The following is a 16033-nucleotide window of genomic DNA, read 5'->3' on the forward strand; positions in this document are numbered from 1 at the left end:
GTATTCCTTTGGCGTTTAATATCTTTTCTTGCGGTTTCTCTGGTTACCTTTTTTGTTGGTTCCGTTTCTGTTGGATTTGGCCTGTCTGGTTTTCAGAAACTGGTTGCTTTCGGTCAAGTTTTCGCCATCCCTTGCCAAATCAATCTCCCCGTTGCTCAGTTCTTTCAAATGTTCAAATATGGCCTTATCCTCAACCGTATCCTTGTTCCACGTCAAATAGCATTTTTTCATGTGGTTGGCAATGGCGTATTCCAAGCCGGAACGCATATCCCCTTTCTCCCACTTTACCGCAACATCAATCATACGCTTGATGTTGTTCCCGTAAAAACGATATTTTGGGTGGTTTTGCGGGTATTTCAATGGCTCAGGACGTTGTTGCAATATCTCTTTGGACGTAATGGGGAACGGGGAATCCACATCCAATTTAAAATCGGACATAATGAACAACTGGTCCCATAGTTTATGTTGAAAATCGGGCACATCGCGCAAGTGGGGCTGAAGATTGCCCATAACGCTGATAATGGCCTTGGCTTCCTTGTTACGTTCCTCACGATCGGCAATGGATACCGCATGATCTACCATTTTTTGAAAATGACGACCATATTCTGGGATAAAAAGCTTCGGACGCTCTGTATTGTATTCTAGGTTTTCTACTGTATTCAATTTAAAACGTTTAAGAGAATTAATTTTGGGAAGTGTATATCCAATAACGTTCGCAAAATAATAAAATTATGGCAAAGTCTGCCGTCTACAAGGAAATTACACCTTCCACAATGGCCACCTCCTTGTACTTCAAGATCACCTCGTCCGGGTCTTTCAGGTTCACGGTTATGGATAGGCTGGTATACGTTCCTTTTTTGGACTTTTTGGATTCGATGACCGCTCCAGTATTATCAAAAATGTCATGGATCTGTGCAATGCGTTCCTCATCGGTAGGAACGATAAATTTATACAGGTAATCGGAAGGCCAAGTGGTATTCTCCAAAAGTTGCTCCCTCAGTCTTTCGTAAAATTCATCCGTGCTATCCTTCTCCATGCCCATATTTTTTACAAATATAGGGTTTAACCGACAATTTTTTTTCCTTGGGGCTATTTCATTACTTTGTACCGTTAAAATAAAACGTTTGGGCAAGAACAAGGTTGTGATCACCGGAGCTCCGGGAACGGGTAAGACCTCAATCGTGAACGGGTTGGAGAGCAAGGGATTCCATTGCTTCCATGAAATCATACGTGATATGACCTCCAAGGCCAAGCAAGAGGGCAATGAAGGTGTTTTTGTGAGCAACCCCTTGGTCTTTGTAGAGGATGCACACCAGTTCAACATGGACCTGCTGCAAGGCCGGACAGCCCATTACAAGCAATCGCTCAAAACCGATGTGCCCATCAGTTTTTTTGACCGTGGCATCCCGGATGTTTTGGCCTATATGGATTTCTTCGGACAGGCCTATGATGATGAATTTATGGCCTACTGCGAGATCCATCGCTACGATTCGGTTTTCATTGTTCCTCCTTGGGAGGAAATCTATATTTCGGACAATGAAAGATTGGAAACCTTCGAAGAAGCAGAAAAAATACATCTGGCCTTAATGGCCACCTATACCCAATTTGGCTATAACCCCATTGAAGTGCCAAAAGATGAAGTCCACAAGCGGATTGATTTTATTTTGGAAACACTTAATACCATTTAGTGCAAAAGGATATAAAAGGCATTTTACAGGAATACTGGGGACACCACAATTTTAGGGGCTCCCAGCAAGCCATTATCGATACCGTTCTTTCGGGCCGGGATGTTTTGGCATTGATGCCCACCGGTGGTGGAAAATCCATTTGCTATCAGGTGCCAGCCCTGGCAAAAGAAGGGCTCTGTATTGTGGTATCACCTTTAGTGGCATTGATCCAAGACCAGGTAGCGCAATTAAAGAAAAAGGGAATCAAGGCCATTGCGCTTACCGGGGGGATTCCTTTTGATGGACTCAACAATCTTTTGGACAATTGCCTGTACGGCAACTATAAATTTCTATACCTGTCGCCCGAACGATTGCAGCAAAGCTTGGTTCAGGAACGCATACAGGAAATGGATGTGAACCTTATCGCCATAGATGAGGCACACTGTATTTCGCAATGGGGAAATGATTTCAGGCCTGCGTATTTAAGTTGTTCCATCCTCAGGGAATTAATCCCCAACATACCTGTGATAGCCCTGACAGCAACGGCCACGCCTAGAGTTGTGGAAGACATTCTTGAGAACCTGAAATTGGAAAACGCACAAATCTTCAAGGATTCCTTTACACGTTCCAATCTTATATTTAAGGTAAAGCGCACAGAGGACAAGCTTTTTCAGCTTAAAAAATATGTGGGCAAGATTTCTGGGAGTACCATTGTCTATGTCCGCTCCCGAAAAATGTCCGTTTCGCTTTCCAAGTTTTTAAATGAAAGCGGATTTTCCGCCACGTATTTTCATGGGGGCATGAACAAATCCGAGAAGGAGGAAAAACTCAACCTTTGGTTGAACGATGAAATCCGGATTATTGTGGCCACCAATGCTTTTGGCATGGGGGTAGATAAACCCGATGTCCGTTTAGTGATCCATTATCAAATACCGGATAGTTTGGAAAGTTATTACCAAGAGGCAGGAAGGGCAGGAAGGGATGGTCAACCCTCAACAGCCATGGTGCTGACATCCATGGAAGATAAACAACGGGCAGAACAACAATTCCTTTCCTCCTTGCCCGATGTGGCTTTCGTGAAAAAGATATATTCCAAACTGAACAATTTTTTCCAGATTTCGTACGGGGAATGGGTAGAGGAACCCCTCTCCTTCAAGTTCAATGAATTTTGCAAGCGATACGAACTGGAACCGAATTTGGCCTTCAATGCACTGCGTACCCTGGACCAAAACTCGGTACTGACGATCACGGAAAATTTCAAGGAAAAGAACACCCTTAAATTCGTGGCCTCCAAAGCAGGCATTTTTGAGTATTTGGACCGAAACCGCACTACCGCCCCGATCATACAGACCATTCTACGCACCTATGGTGGAATCACCGAATATGATACCAAAATAGACCTTCATCTGCTATCCAAGAAGACAGGGAAAAGCGAAAATAAACTCAAAAAAATATTGCTTCAACTTTTGGAAGATGGTATTGTGGTATACCAAAACAGCACCAGTGATCTGGAAATTACTTTTTTGGTTCCCAGGGAAGACGACCATACCATCAACCCTTTTGCCAAAAAAATAAAGGATTTCAACAACATCAAACAGAGCAATATGGCAGCCATGTTGGGCTATATTGACAACACCAAAATATGCCGTAGCATTTATCTGTTACATTATTTTGGCGAAAAATCCGCTGAAAAATGTGGTACGTGCGATATTTGCACCAAGAATTCCAAAAAGGCCTCCCATCTTAATTTGGGAGAAAAAATCTTGGAACTCCTGACCCTTGCCCCGCATACCTCCAGACAACTGGAAAAAGCAACGGGTGCTGATGAAAAAGAACTTTTAAAAACACTGCAGGGATTGCTTGAAGATGAAGTAATCACTATAAATTCCAGAAATGAGTATAGTAAAGAATAGTGCGCTTCGTATCGTATTTATGGGAACTCCCGACTTTGCCGTTGGAAGTCTGAAACATATTTTGGAAGCTGGCCTGGAAGTGGTCGGCGTAATCACTGCCCCGGATCGACCTGCTGGTAGGGGCCGAAAAGTTCAGGAGTCCGCCGTAAAGCAATTCGCCGTGGAACATCACCTAAAAGTTTTACAGCCCACCAATCTTAAGGATGATAATTTTTGGAGGGAACTCAAAGACCTGAAAGCCAATCTTCAAGTGGTGGTCGCCTTTAGAATGTTGCCCAAAGAGGTTTGGCAAATGCCCGAATATGGCACTTTTAATCTCCATGCCTCCCTCCTTCCCCAATATCGTGGGGCAGCCCCCATCAATTGGGCTATCATCAACGGGGAGACTGAAACCGGGGTCACTACCTTTTATATAGATGAAAAAATAGACACCGGAAACATCATCCTTCAGCAAAAAGAAAAAATCTTGTTAGAGGACAATGTTGGAGATCTACATGATAGGTTGATGGAAACGGGAGCCAAGCTCGTAGTGGAAACCTGTAAACTGATCGGGCAAGGTTCCGTGGAGCTTAAAGCCCAACAAGAAAGTGCGGATCTAAAACCGGCACCCAAAATACATAAGGAAACCTGCGAGATCGACTGGAACCATTCCATGAAGGCCATTTACGACCATATTCGTGGCCTCAGTCCCTACCCTGGTGCATGGACTACCTTGGTCCAAGGGGACAAAGAGGAACAAATCAAAATATTCGCCACCCAAATGGAAAGCGAGAACCATAACTATAACGTTGGAACACTGGTAGTCGACAAAAAATCCATCAAAGTGGCGGTGAAAAATGGGTTCATTCAACTCACGGAATTACAACTTCCCGGAAAACGGCGAATGAAAGTGAACGAGGTTTTGAACGGGTTGAAGCTTGAAGAAGGGGTCTACCTCCGTTAATCCCTTGCTATGAGTGGGCTGGCAAAATGTTGTCGTTTTTTTCCGACTTTATCAACAAACGTTTGAAGTTATCAACAAAAAGCCCGATTTCCCTAGGTTTTACTTGCGTTACTGGCAAATCCGTATAAATTTGTTCAGCATTAAAATTATTTTAACAACAATTAATTTAATTCCATTATGAACAAAACAGAATTAATCGATGCTATGGCAGCTGATGCTGGCATCACTAAGGCAGCAGCTAAAAAAGCATTGGAATCTTTCTTGGGAAATGTAGAGGGATCACTTAAAAAAGGAAACAGGGTTTCCTTGGTAGGTTTTGGTTCTTGGTCAGTTTCCAAAAGAAGTGCCAGAGAAGGTAGAAACCCTCAGACTGGTAAGACCATCAAGATTGCTGCCAAGAACGTTGTAAAGTTCAAAGCAGGTGCTGAATTGAGCGGTGCAGTAAACTAATCAATTATTTTTAGAATATATGAAAGCACTTCCTCGGGAGTGCTTTTTTCATTTAATAGGGTTTTGGTTTTTTGGAAATATTGTATATTATGTTAAATTTAAAAACAAGAATCCTATGAAAATGGTGAGCCATCAACCAGAAAAGGGGAAATTGCTTGTTGCGGAACCTTCGCTTACCGGGGATGTATCCTTCAACAGGTCCGTGGTGCTACTGGCTGAACACAACCATGAAGGGTCCGTGGGGTTCATTCTGAACAAACCGCTGGACTATACCATCTGTGATCTTGTTACCGAAATCAAAATCCCTTTTCAAGTTTTCAACGGAGGGCCTGTGGAGCAGGACAACCTCTATTTCATCCACAAAGTACCTAACCTTATTGAAAACAGTGTTGAAATATCCGATGGTATTTTCTGGGGAGGCGATTTTGAAAAAACCGTTGAGCTCATCAACAATGAGGTCATTACCGAACAGGATATTCGCTTCTTCCTAGGATATTCGGGTTGGGGCTCACAACAACTGGATCAAGAACTCTCTTCCAAATCCTGGGTGGTGGTACAGAACGAATACGAAAGCGGGATTCTTGAAAAATCTTCCATTGCCTTCTGGAAAGAAAAAATGGTAGAACTTGGAGGCGACTATCTTTTGTGGTCCAATGCCCCTGAAAATCCCTCTCTTAACTAGTTTGGGCCAATCTGGCCTTTGCGTTCAGTTTTCCCACTAGGCCTTTGGCCACTGTATTTCCAAATTCTTTTTTTCTGTATTTGCTTATGGGTTGTATACCCTGTATGCTGTTGGTGATGAACATCTCATCCGCTTTTTGGAGTTCGAATGGTGAAATGGATTCTTCCAAAAGTTCCCATTCTTCACTGGCGGATATGATTTCCATGAGTTTTTTTCGAATAATCCCATCCAAACAACCATCTGACAAAGGCGGGGTTTTGATCTGATTTCCCTTGACCACAAAAAGATTACCATTGATGGCCTCCACTACCTGCTTGTCCGTATTCACCAACAAACAATTGGCATAACCGTTTTCTTTGGAGAATACACTGGCGACCACATGCAATGCCTTATTGCTGGTTTTAAGGTTGGACAACATATCCTTGTTCACGTAAAAATCCTTGAAGAGTTCTACTTCGTAAGGGCTATCATCCATAAGATAAAAGGGAGACCCCAAGGTAGAAGTTTCTATCACATAGGAAACATCGTTGGTGGCAGGGGTATACAATCCTCCATCCTTTCGGAAAACGGTCAATCTTACCCTAGCGGCTCCCGCATCCTGGTCATTGACGGAAATGGTCTTTTTGATTTCCTCCTCCAAAAACTCCAACGTAAACTCCATGGGGATTTCCATCCTAAGTATACGCATGGAGGCCATCAAGCGAAAGTAATGGTCTTCCCAAAAAAAGAGGGTTCCATTCACACAGCGAAGGGTTTCAAAAAGGGCGTCACCATATTTTAGACCCCTATTGTCCGCTGTCAAAATCTCCTTTTCCTGGGGAAAAAGTGTACCGTTGAAATTAATCATAAAAAAATCCCGATTTTATCGGGACCAAATATACGGCATCCTTTACAATCGTTCTATCTAGAGCCCAATACCTGTTTGAGATCGGAAACTTGGTTTTCCCAAAGCATTTTTGCCTCATCTACCTCGTCATCCTCGGCAAAATCCGTGATGAACAAAGAAACATCCTTGGTGATTTCATCCACAATAATGCGCATTTCGAAAAAAGAACCGTCTTCATTTTCGGTCCAGGCGAATTTTACGAACTCTTCACTCTTGCGTTTGAGCATTTTGGCCTTCTCCTCCGAACCGTTCCAAATAAAAGTGAAGGTTTCACCGCGTGAGTTTACATTATCGGCGTACCATTCTGACAGTCCTGAGGGGGTGGAAATATATTGGTAAAGTAACTGAGGCGAAGCGTGTATCACGAACTCCATTTCAAATTTAACCTTATCATTCATTATAGCATTCAATTTATCCTTTTCAACATTTGATATAGTTTGGGAAGATAAAAAAATAAATGTCAAATAATAAATTAATCCCGAATTTTGATTCAGCAAAAATTAAACTATATATTTGCACCCGCTTAACAAAACCATGGCGAGGTAGCTCAGCTGGTTAGAGCGTCGGATTCATAACCCGGGGACAAAATTGAAATATTGTAGTAAATGGCGAGGTAGCTCAGGTGGTTAGAGCGTTGGATTCATAACCCAGAGGTCGGGGGTTCAAGTCCCCCTCTCGCTACTTTTTGATGATAAAAAACCCAAGATGAAAATCTTGGGTTTTTTTGTTAGGTAAAACATAGGTAAAACATTTTGGTGTTTTACTTGTCTATTACTAACGAGTCAATTCAAGACTCAATTATTGTTATTCTTTATGTAAATAATGATGAGTGGCTATTTTACTCTATACGAAAGGTGCATTTGTAAAGAGTTTTAGTTTTATATCTCAATTTTTTTAGTCTAGGTCTGATGTGTAACTGGGGTTTTATTCTGTAGAAGGAATTATATCTTGCGAGCTTTAGATATTTTGATTGGAAATTTTCATTTGATATAAAGGATAAGTCTGCATTAAAACTAGACTTATCTATGATTAGCAACCTAATATAAACTTTAAACCGATAAGGCTTGGCAAGTAAATTGGCCGAAATATCGCTCTTATCAATTATTCCTTATCGTCATTTCTTTCAAAATTTCTTTTTATTGGTAATCTCCAAAAAACCGGAAATGGTTGTCCACGAAAGTGCCTACTGGATATATGTGGAATTAGATGAAACCCAGACGTGTAAAATTCAAATTTGTCTTCTTTAATAAACAGATCTACTTCTTCGGTTATTTCTTTTTTATACTCCTTAATTTCATCATATATGTTAATTGAATGCTTTAAAGTTCCTTCACCTTGACTGTAGTTTTTAGCACAAAAAAACCTTTCAACATCCTCTGTACAGAACCAAATCTGCAAGTTTACTTTTGGGAAATTATCATTTATTAATGAACGTATTTCTTTATATAATTCTTCATCTTCAAATAGAACCGAATACTCCAACAATATTATCAAAATCGTCGAAGAGTCTATTTCCGAATCAATATCTCCATTATGGATGTCAACCAGTTTGTCAAAATTGGTTCGAAACAAAGGGAAACGTTTATAAATCACAAAGTTATTATGAAAGGCAACAACCATACTTCTTATCCAATTACATGCATCATCTTTTTTACCCGTAAAATAAAGGAGCTGCAAGGCCAGAGCAATTTCGATGCAATGCTCATCATATTCGGGATAACTCAACGGTGGATTACTGTGAACAAATGATGAAAGGGCATTCGAAACGGATTCTGCACTTTTATAAAATTTCTGCGATTCTTCTTCTTTTGTAGCCCAATATTTAAATCGAAATTCTTGGATTTCCGCCAAGCCAATAGTTGCAAGTATTCCAAGATGCTCCCATGAATTTAAGCTATATTCAAGATAGTTTTTTGAATATCTGTAGATACTGTGTTTTGTTTGATAATGTTGCACCACCTTATTGAAAAAAGTAATTCCTATTCTTCTCTTTAAGCCGTAGAACATATAAAACTCTTGCTTTACATATGCTTTTTCAAGGTGCCCATTTTTAAATATCCAATCCCAACAAAGAAGAATACAGCGTTCACTCGCTAACACGGCAGGCTTAAGGTTCTTTAAATCTTGGGACCATTTGAACAAAATATTCAGACAGAGCCTTACCAGCCTGAGTTTTTTAAGAATCTTCTGTTTTTGCTTTGCATCTTTACGCAATATTTGGTCAAGCAATTCATAAAAATGCGAGAGATTATAATCCGGAACATCTAAAAATGCAAGCGTTTTTCTTAATAAAGATTGATATTCCGCAGGGAACAATTTTTCATTATCAAGGTAGGTATCCAACATTGAAGCAATTCTAGTGGTACCCCAAAAATCATAGGTTCTTTTTTTATTGGAATTCGAGTCTATGTACTGCTTCCAATTAATCTGAACATTCTGTACTATTTCGCCATTAGTCGCAACGACTATTTTAACTGGTAGTTTATTATACTTTTTTTCAAGTAAAGAGTTAATATAAACATCTTTGATTTCATTTAGGGAAGGTCTGGTTGAGTTTACCTTACCATCCCAATTCGTTCGGTTTAGATTGCCTTGTTTAACTACAAAAAGAAACACTTTGGTTTTATGGTCTTCTGGGTCTTTGCCAACAGCAGCTATATCAACTCCATGCTGTCTTCCTTTCTGCGGAATGGATATGGGTATTATTTTCATTCCAATCAATAAATCGACAATAAGAGTATCGAGCTCTCCATCTTCCTTTAAAAGAGTGATATACTCACTTAAAACAAACCTCATTTTCTTCGTTTAAAACCTTGACTTTCCAATCTTAATTGAGCTTGACTCACGGGGTCTATGTACTCTCCTCTTGGCATTTCGGTACTATGGGATATCAACTTTGGTTCCATATGGGCTGAGTATTCCCCTTTGAATTTTGCGAAAGAAGTCTTTCCGCTCCTAAAATGTAATGTAGTAAACAAACTTGAAAATGAACCGCCACTTTTTTCACTATCATCGTATGATTTACTGAATTTTTTGCTTTGTAGCCTATTCATATAATTTAATCGAACCTCAGATGGATTAAATTCTTTTAAGGTTTCAAGTTTTGAGTAGGCATCATAATACTTCTCCCCATCTTTAATTATCTGATTAATGATTTTCTTGAGCTTTGTTGGAGCACTCTTTTTCTTTTCATTTAAGAAATCTATAGTTGAGTAATAATTGAATATTAAATGGTTAACGAAAATATCGCTCATGAAGTTTACGGTCGGTTTATCGTCATGTTTGGCCTCGATAATTGAAAATAACAACGAAGTTGACAGCTCTTTTTCATAAACAAAACCAATTATTTTTCTTGTAACATACTCGATGTCATAAAGACTATAATCTTTCAAAAGTTTTTTGTCTAGTTCTAATGTGTACACATTTCTATAACTCAATTCTCTCAAAATACCGAAGATTGCTAATTGGTAATTAATCGAATCGTCATTGAGCCATTCGGTAACCAAGGTCTGAAAATATTTGGGTTTCAAATTGTGGATTTCATCGAAAACAGTTTGAAGAAGCTTCGTGTTGTTGGCGTTTTCAGTCCTAAAGCCAACCCATGCATTCAAAAATTTGGTTACAAGGGACAAGTTATCTTTAACCTTCAGTTGAAGTAAGTAAGCGAGAGAATTGTAAGCTCCAGTAAGCTTAATATCCATTGATACTAGAGCATCCAATATTAAGCTATAAAAATCCTTCTCAGATTCAATATCGATTTGATGATCCAATATATGCAATAGCTGAACTTTAATCTCATTTTCTTCCTTGCACAAAAGAGCTCGGATATGCGCATCCGCATTGGGAATATGTTTTCTTTGATTACCACAAGAGCTTACGACACCAGCTAAAACTCTAACCGAAGTATTTTCATCCTCAATTAACTCGGAAAATCTACCATCCACCTCAATGTTAAAACTCTCTAACTTAGGTTCGGACAAATCCATATAATAGATGGATGCAATACCTTGGGCTTTTTTTATTGAGGTCGCTTCATCAAATAATTTAAGTACTTCTTTTGTTGCCCATTTGTAGTCTTTCTTAAATACCCCTGAAACGACTCTTGCCAGCACACCTTGTATTTTCTCATTTGAATTTATACTTACTGATTCATAGAGTGACTTTCCAAATTTTAAATCCTTACTACAAGCATTATCAATTCCCTGATAAAATTCTGATGCCATAAAATCATTTTCGATTTTCGACAACAAAATTGGTAGTGAATCTATCAGCTTTGTAATTTCCACCTTTTCAATATTTTGACAAAAATCACGATATGGCACCCAAAAGTCTCGACCTTCTAATCCTGTGGAAAGATTGTCAAGAAATTGATTTACTTCATTCATTTTATGTAGATTCTTTTTTGAAAAACTATATAAATTTTATTTTAGGAGAAAATAGTAAGATATAAGTGTAATTTATCCTACTTTTTAAGTAAATCAAAGATCGTAATTGACTATTAGTTTCAACCATGACAAAGAGAAAAATATTCAACTATTCCCCCTGATAACGAGAATCCATTATATGAGGTCTGTGACTTAAATAACAAGAGCGGTTTTATGTCGTAAAACAAAAAGACTTTTTATCGGATAACAAAAAGTGTGATGAAGCCATAGAATGCTTTCTGTTTGAAACCGAAGAACATCAAGATTTAATAAATTACGGGTTAACGGAACCATTACAAACTGTCAATATTGAAAGAGGGTACTTAGGCGGCATTTTTCTGCATTAAATCATATAAAAACAACATTTTAAGATTGAAAGACACGGACAATAAACTTCCATCAGATAGAGAGACATTCGAAAAGTTTAGAGGTGCCATGGCCTATATAGAAGTAGTTAAGCCCAATGGCGACATTGGGATTGGGTCAGCGTTTCATATTGGCGATGGAATTTTAGTTACAGCTCGTCATGTAGTCGAAAATTGCGAAATAACAAAAATCGGAACTACAGAAAGTTATAATGTACCTGATGATAATGGGAACGTGTACATACACAATGTTGAAGGTAGGTTTCGAGCCGTTGCCCCACAAGAACTTACCATGTTGGCAGGACCTTATTATCACCCCGATTCTTCTATAGACGTTGCAGCTCTAATTACAAAACCCAATGATTGCAAAACGGCATTTCTAGGATTGTATGTGGACAATTGGATTCATGACAGCGATTACCTTTTAAAAAAAACCGTCATCCTGGGTTATCCACCAATTCCTTTTTCAAAAGAGCCAAAACTATTCGCGGCCAGTGCTGAGATTAACTCGATAATCAAAAAATACGTTGGTAAACATATTCATTATATCATATCTGCCATGCCAAGAGGTGGATTTAGCGGTGGCTTATGTCTTTTAGACAATCATATTTTAGGATTAATTGTAGAGTCGTTGACCTCGGATAATAAAGAAACTGAACTTGGATTCATGTCGGTTTTGTCCCTTGAACCAATATATAAACTGCTGACCCACAATGATATTTACCCAGCTGAGCAAATTGAATATTATTTCAAATCAGAGGATCGAGACAAGTTTAAAGAAGCTTGGAAAAAGGGGTTTTGGAAAAGCAATAAACTGGGTTAAACTTTAAAATCATATTTATGGCCATATGCAAACTATGTCTGAAAGATAGGCAACTTAGGCAATCACATATCATTCCTGAATTTATGTATTCTGGAATTTACGATAAAAACCCTAAACGCTTTTATGAAATAAGAATTGATGATAATGAAGCTAAAAGTAGAATTCAGCAAAAGGGCCAGCGAGAGAATTTACTCTGTGGAGAATGTGAATCTAAACTTAGTTTATATGAAAAGTATGCCGATGAAAATCTTTATGGCAAAAATCAACAAGGGGAGGCTCGATTGATTAATCAATCAATGGACAGAGAGAGAAAAGTATTTTTATACGAATTTGAAGCATTTGATTATGACCGGATGAAACTCTTTTTGGATTCGTTATTATGGAGACTTTTGGTTTCCGAAACAATTTACACACCAGATTATGGCGAAGAAATCAAAGAACAACTTAGAAATTCAATTTATACCGAAACACCGTTGGACCCAGCTGAATTTCCGTGTTTGGTTCATTCTATCATGACAGCTCCGGGAAAGATGTTGAAAGGATTCATTTTATCCCCCTTAGAGAGGAAATACCAAAATCGAACAATTTTGAGTGTTCTTATTGATGGCTTTGAATTCAATTTTTACATGACGGACAATTTACCTGAAGATGAAATCATTCCATTTCTTCAGAGAAACGGGGAGTTAAAGGTATTGGGTAGGTTGATTTATGATATGCCAGAATTAGTTGAAATTGTTAAGCAGAGAATGGATCACCTGAGAGAAAGGTTACATGAAAAATAGAATTTACCAATTATGAATAATGAAATAAATAAAAAGAAGAGAAAGTATACGAATTTGATAAAAACCGAAATGATGCGAGGAGGTGGGCTTAAATTCAGTTTTTTTCAACTTGAAGTTTTTAAGGTTTTATTGACAGAGTTTGGCTATAATTATATCATGATAGGTGGCAAGGGTAAGTATTTAAAATCTGCGCCAGAAGGTTATGAAATAGTTCGTTTTCACAAACTTCAGGATAGTTTTACGGACTACTTGAGGTATCATTTTGATCGGTCCAGTATTCCTGAAGGGATTTCATATGAAGACTTCTTGAACAAATATTACCAATCTAGGCCTATTAATCAGCATTATGCAAAATCTTTTTTTCAAGCAGAGAACAAACTGGACGAAAATGATTTTATCTTAGAAAATGAATTTTTAAAGTTCAAGTGATGAAAGTCTAATAGTGAATCTAGATGGACATAGAAATGCAGCGTCTCTATTGAAAAGTCTACGCTTTTTAGTTCCAAACTCAAAAAAAAATCCAATTATCACATTATAATGTGATTTTTATCCCTATTCACTCTTTCTATCACATATTTCACTCTATTATCTCATTATAATGTGATTTTTGTTGTAAGTATTGAATTTTATAACTATTTTTACACCTAAATCACATTATAGTGTCAAAAAAGAAGATAGGCAAGAGCATTAAAGCACGTAGAAAAGCGCTACGGGTAACCCAACAACAATTGGCCCAACTCGCCGATGTAAGCGTTAATACACTCTATAAAATTGAGCGTGGCCAGGCAAACCCTACCCTTGAAACCTTGGATGGAATTGCGGATGTATTGGGAATGGAGGTATGCTTAAAAGTAAAGAAACTCTAGATCGATTGAATGAGGCGGGCCAAGATATTATTTAAGGGAGAAGAAGCGGGCATACTTACCCAGTATGACGATGGAAGCTTTTCGTATCGCTACCATGACCAATGGCTTGGCGATTCGGGAAAGCCGTCCATAAGCCTAACGTTGCCCAAAACCGATCAGGAGTACCGTTCGGAACATCTGTTCCCATTTTTTTATAATATGCTTCCAGAGGGAACAAACAAACAGGTAGTGTGCAGACATATGAAGATAGACCAAAACGATTACTTTGGCCTGTTGCTGACAACGGCACGTTATGATACGATCGGTGCCATAACCGTAAAGAAAATTGAGCAACCGATATGAGCTTACCGATGATAAAATATTGTCCCGGCACTTTGGCAGAGGGGTATGAGACCTATAGCACGACCTGCTTGAGAAGGGTATTTGATGGCAGAAAGGTAAACCATATATTGCCTTACGATTCCCCGGCCAGCAACGAAGCTACGGATGAACTCTTTGTTGAGAACCGAAAAAGGATTTCGATTTCCGGGGTACAGGAAAAATTTTCCGTCCTTTTGGAGAAAAATAAACTTCGGCTTATTAACGAAGGGGAGCAAGGGACCTATATATTAAAACCAATTCCCGGTGCGGGTAAAAATCCTGACCAGATGCCCGCCAATGAGCATTTGACGATGCAGATCGCACGACAGGTATTCGATATCGAGACCGCCGAAAATGCGCTCATATTTTTTAAGGATGGCACACCAGCCTACATTACCAAGCGATTTGATGTAAAGAAAGGCGGTGGGAAACTTGCCAAAGAGGATTTTGCTTCCCTGGCGGGAAGAACTCCCCAGACCCATGGGGAACACTATAAATATTCGGGCAGTTATCTTGAGTTGTTCGAACTTATGAAAAAGTACCTGCCTGCCTATCAATTGGAGGCACCGAAACTTTTCCGACTACTCGTCTTCAATTATCTTTTTTCCAATGGGGATGCCCATTTTAAAAATTTCTCGTTATTGGAAACAGAATTGGGAGATTTCAGGTTAAGTCCTGCCTATGACCTGCTCAATACACGAATGCATATAGAAGATTCCGATTTTGCGTTAGATGACGGCCTGTTACCTAAGAACTTGTCCAAAGGCAAGGTTATGCAACAATTTCTTTCGCTTGCCGAACATGCAAAAATTGGCCAAGGCCAATTGGATGGGGTTTTGGAGAAATTGCTGTCGAATTCTGAAGAGGTCGAAAAACTAATAGACGCTTCCTATCTAAGCGATACGTCCAAACGAAATTATTTACAATCGTATCAAACAAGGCTTAAAAAACTAAATCGAAAGTAATAGGTATAAATTCCAACGAATACATCTCCTGCTTGAAAAAATACGCATATTGCAACTTTACCATTAATCACATCGCCAATATGAAAAACCTGAACAACTTTACATTCTCTGATGTCAAGGCCATATACGATTTTCTTGAATTGAGAAAAGACATTGTCTCCAAAAACCCCGAACATTTTGAAAAGGGAGAAGTTCACGCAATTATCTCCAAACAAAAATTTGTTTGGCAGCAACTCCATTCTAGAATGAATGAAATAGAAGAATTAAAATCCTATGAAAATGAATGAGATGTACACTATTTATGTCCACTTTCCATGTGCTGAAGATTATATGGATAAGGCCGTGCAACTTGAGATTCAGATGCCCTTTGTGCCTAGAATCGGAGATTGCCTCTTTATTGACCCTCAAGATTATAAACATTTAGAGAGAAAGGTAGAGCAAACCGAAACCTTGAAAAAAAGATACAAGAGATGGATTTATGGCGGGCAGCGATGTTCTTTTGATGATGCCTCCATTGTTATCGCAGTGGTCTGGAATAACAACGATAGCACTATTCACATTGAATTGGGAGAAAATATAGATGAAGAAAGGGATTAAATATCGAATGTACAGAAGTTCCTTTATTAGATTCACACCAAAATCGGGTTAACCCTCCCCGATTCCAAATTCACGAATGCCCCGTGTTTCTGAATTTGCTTATGGTACAACAACCGAAACAGACAATCGGCCGCATGGGCAACCAAAACATCATCGATAAACAACGATTGCTCGTTCAGCTTGTCGGAATAGGCACATCCCCTACCCTGCAAATTGGGCGTGTCATGCGCATCCAAATCAGGAAAAAAATCACTTCATATCTATAAAGTAAATCCTGAATTGAATCTTTATTTTGAAGTAATAGACTACG

The 16033-nt window shown here is 38.8% G+C and carries 20 protein-coding genes and 1 tRNA gene; 14 read left to right on the forward strand and 7 right to left on the reverse strand.

Annotated elements, in window-relative coordinates; all coding sequences use genetic code 11:
- Window positions 1-15: 15 nt before the first annotated feature.
- A complete protein-coding gene (locus D2U88_RS17380; protein WP_119641773.1) occupies window positions 16-663 on the reverse strand; it encodes a DUF4290 domain-containing protein in 648 nt (215 codons plus the stop codon).
- Window positions 664-748: 85 nt separating this feature from the next.
- Window positions 749-1036 (reverse strand): DUF493 family protein, encoded by a 288-nt coding sequence (locus D2U88_RS17385; protein WP_119641774.1) that lies wholly within the window; start codon window positions 1034-1036, stop codon window positions 749-751.
- 88 nt (window positions 1037-1124) lie between these two features.
- Between D2U88_RS17385 and D2U88_RS17390 the strand changes: the two genes are divergently transcribed.
- The 5 genes from D2U88_RS17390 (at window position 1125) to D2U88_RS17410 (ending at window position 5655) form a co-directional block, all read left to right on the forward strand.
- Window positions 1125-1688, forward strand: a complete 564-nt coding sequence (locus tag D2U88_RS17390) for an AAA family ATPase (protein WP_119641885.1) — start codon at window positions 1125-1127, stop codon at window positions 1686-1688.
- A complete protein-coding gene (locus D2U88_RS17395; protein WP_119641775.1) occupies window positions 1688-3580 on the forward strand; it encodes a RecQ family ATP-dependent DNA helicase in 1893 nt (630 codons plus the stop codon). The genes D2U88_RS17390 and D2U88_RS17395 overlap by 1 nt, the downstream gene beginning before the upstream one ends.
- On the forward strand, window positions 3561-4523 hold the full coding sequence (gene fmt, locus D2U88_RS17400) for a methionyl-tRNA formyltransferase (RefSeq protein WP_119641776.1): 963 nt from the start codon (window positions 3561-3563) through the stop codon (window positions 4521-4523). The genes D2U88_RS17395 and fmt overlap by 20 nt, the downstream gene beginning before the upstream one ends.
- Window positions 4524-4700: 177 nt before the next feature.
- The gene (locus D2U88_RS17405) at window positions 4701-4973 is read left to right on the forward strand and encodes an HU family DNA-binding protein (protein WP_072879184.1); all 273 of its coding nucleotides are present in this window, start codon (window positions 4701-4703) and stop codon (window positions 4971-4973) included.
- Window positions 4974-5094: 121 nt separating this feature from the next.
- Window positions 5095-5655: a YqgE/AlgH family protein gene (locus D2U88_RS17410; RefSeq protein WP_119641886.1), complete on the forward strand. Its 561-nt coding sequence runs from the start codon at window positions 5095-5097 to the stop codon at window positions 5653-5655.
- Here the strand turns inward: D2U88_RS17410 and D2U88_RS17415 are convergent.
- Both D2U88_RS17415 and D2U88_RS17420 read right to left on the reverse strand, forming a co-directional pair.
- Complete coding sequence (locus D2U88_RS17415; RefSeq protein WP_119641777.1) at window positions 5648-6502, reverse strand: aminotransferase class IV; 855 nt, start codon at window positions 6500-6502, stop codon at window positions 5648-5650. The two genes, D2U88_RS17410 and D2U88_RS17415, sit on opposite strands and share 8 nt — an antisense overlap.
- A 53-nt stretch (window positions 6503-6555) precedes the next feature.
- Window positions 6556-6939, reverse strand: a complete 384-nt coding sequence (locus D2U88_RS17420) for an START-like domain-containing protein (RefSeq protein WP_119641887.1) — start codon at window positions 6937-6939, stop codon at window positions 6556-6558.
- 209 nt (window positions 6940-7148) lie between these two features.
- On the opposite strand from D2U88_RS17420, the gene D2U88_RS17425 reads away from it, so the two are divergent.
- A tRNA-Met gene (locus D2U88_RS17425) sits at window positions 7149-7222 on the forward strand.
- A gap of 420 nt (window positions 7223-7642) precedes the next feature.
- Here the strand turns inward: D2U88_RS17425 and D2U88_RS17430 are convergent.
- Entirely contained in the window at window positions 7643-9337 is a 1695-nt protein-coding gene (locus D2U88_RS17430) for a hypothetical protein (RefSeq protein WP_119641778.1), read from the reverse strand.
- The gene (locus D2U88_RS17435; RefSeq protein ID WP_119641779.1) at window positions 9334-10926 is read right to left on the reverse strand and encodes a hypothetical protein; all 1593 of its coding nucleotides are present in this window, start codon (window positions 10924-10926) and stop codon (window positions 9334-9336) included. The genes D2U88_RS17430 and D2U88_RS17435 overlap by 4 nt, the downstream gene beginning before the upstream one ends.
- Before the next feature lie 411 nt (window positions 10927-11337).
- On the opposite strand from D2U88_RS17435, the gene D2U88_RS17440 reads away from it, so the two are divergent.
- The 8 genes from D2U88_RS17440 to D2U88_RS17475 all read left to right on the forward strand — a co-directional run bounded on the left by D2U88_RS17440 (window position 11338) and on the right by D2U88_RS17475 (window position 15723).
- The gene (locus D2U88_RS17440; protein ID WP_119641780.1) at window positions 11338-12153 is read left to right on the forward strand and encodes a serine protease; all 816 of its coding nucleotides are present in this window, start codon (window positions 11338-11340) and stop codon (window positions 12151-12153) included.
- A gap of 17 nt (window positions 12154-12170) precedes the next feature.
- The gene (locus D2U88_RS17445) at window positions 12171-12935 is read left to right on the forward strand and encodes a hypothetical protein (RefSeq protein ID WP_119641781.1); all 765 of its coding nucleotides are present in this window, start codon (window positions 12171-12173) and stop codon (window positions 12933-12935) included.
- A gap of 12 nt (window positions 12936-12947) precedes the next feature.
- Window positions 12948-13364, forward strand: a complete 417-nt coding sequence (locus D2U88_RS17450) for a hypothetical protein (protein WP_119641782.1) — start codon at window positions 12948-12950, stop codon at window positions 13362-13364.
- A gap of 230 nt (window positions 13365-13594) precedes the next feature.
- Window positions 13595-13801, forward strand: a complete 207-nt coding sequence (locus D2U88_RS17455) for a helix-turn-helix domain-containing protein (protein WP_094998890.1) — start codon at window positions 13595-13597, stop codon at window positions 13799-13801.
- A gap of 9 nt (window positions 13802-13810) precedes the next feature.
- Window positions 13811-14143 (forward strand): HipA N-terminal domain-containing protein, encoded by a 333-nt coding sequence (locus D2U88_RS17460; protein ID WP_119641783.1) that lies wholly within the window; start codon window positions 13811-13813, stop codon window positions 14141-14143.
- Window positions 14140-15126: a type II toxin-antitoxin system HipA family toxin gene (locus tag D2U88_RS17465; RefSeq protein ID WP_094998892.1), complete on the forward strand. Its 987-nt coding sequence runs from the start codon at window positions 14140-14142 to the stop codon at window positions 15124-15126. The genes D2U88_RS17460 and D2U88_RS17465 overlap by 4 nt, the downstream gene beginning before the upstream one ends.
- 32 nt (window positions 15127-15158) lie before the next feature.
- Complete coding sequence (locus tag D2U88_RS17470; RefSeq protein WP_147378607.1) at window positions 15159-15413, forward strand: hypothetical protein; 255 nt, start codon at window positions 15159-15161, stop codon at window positions 15411-15413.
- The gene (locus D2U88_RS17475) at window positions 15406-15723 is read left to right on the forward strand and encodes a hypothetical protein (protein WP_147378608.1); all 318 of its coding nucleotides are present in this window, start codon (window positions 15406-15408) and stop codon (window positions 15721-15723) included. Before D2U88_RS17470 ends, D2U88_RS17475 begins: the two co-directional genes overlap by 8 nt.
- A gap of 32 nt (window positions 15724-15755) precedes the next feature.
- On the opposite strand, the gene D2U88_RS17480 is transcribed toward D2U88_RS17475, so the two are convergent.
- Window positions 15756-15959 carry a ubiquitin-activating E1 family protein gene (locus D2U88_RS17480; protein ID WP_119641786.1) on the reverse strand — a complete coding sequence of 68 codons (204 nt, stop codon included), beginning with the start codon at window positions 15957-15959 and terminating at the stop codon, window positions 15756-15758.
- Window positions 15960-16033 lie beyond the last annotated feature (74 nt).

This window comes from Flagellimonas aequoris, from assembly GCF_003584165.1.
Taxonomy (GTDB): Bacteria; Bacteroidota; Bacteroidia; order Flavobacteriales; family Flavobacteriaceae; genus Flagellimonas; species Flagellimonas aequoris.

Excerpts from the sequence above, each read along its gene's own strand:
- D2U88_RS17475 (WP_147378608.1), top strand. The coding sequence starts at position 15,406 with ATGAATGAGATGTACACTATTTATGTCCACTTTCCATGTGCTGAAGAT.
- D2U88_RS17465 (WP_094998892.1), top strand. The coding sequence starts at position 14,140 with ATGAGCTTACCGATGATAAAATATTGTCCCGGCACTTTGGCAGAGGGG.
- fmt (WP_119641776.1), top strand. The coding sequence starts at position 3,561 with ATGAGTATAGTAAAGAATAGTGCGCTTCGTATCGTATTTATGGGAACT.
- D2U88_RS17430 (WP_119641778.1), bottom strand. The coding sequence starts at position 9,337 with ATGAGGTTTGTTTTAAGTGAGTATATCACTCTTTTAAAGGAAGATGGA.
- D2U88_RS17445 (WP_119641781.1), top strand. The coding sequence starts at position 12,171 with ATGGCCATATGCAAACTATGTCTGAAAGATAGGCAACTTAGGCAATCA.
- D2U88_RS17435 (WP_119641779.1), bottom strand. The coding sequence starts at position 10,926 with ATGAATGAAGTAAATCAATTTCTTGACAATCTTTCCACAGGATTAGAA.
- D2U88_RS17410 (WP_119641886.1), top strand. The coding sequence starts at position 5,095 with ATGGTGAGCCATCAACCAGAAAAGGGGAAATTGCTTGTTGCGGAACCT.
- D2U88_RS17420 (WP_119641887.1), bottom strand. The coding sequence starts at position 6,939 with ATGAATGATAAGGTTAAATTTGAAATGGAGTTCGTGATACACGCTTCG.
- D2U88_RS17415 (WP_119641777.1), bottom strand. The coding sequence starts at position 6,502 with ATGATTAATTTCAACGGTACACTTTTTCCCCAGGAAAAGGAGATTTTG.
- D2U88_RS17405 (WP_072879184.1), top strand. The coding sequence starts at position 4,701 with ATGAACAAAACAGAATTAATCGATGCTATGGCAGCTGATGCTGGCATC.
- D2U88_RS17450 (WP_119641782.1), top strand. The coding sequence starts at position 12,948 with ATGAATAATGAAATAAATAAAAAGAAGAGAAAGTATACGAATTTGATA.
- D2U88_RS17385 (WP_119641774.1), bottom strand. The coding sequence starts at position 1,036 with ATGGAGAAGGATAGCACGGATGAATTTTACGAAAGACTGAGGGAGCAA.
- D2U88_RS17460 (WP_119641783.1), top strand. The coding sequence starts at position 13,811 with ATGAGGCGGGCCAAGATATTATTTAAGGGAGAAGAAGCGGGCATACTT.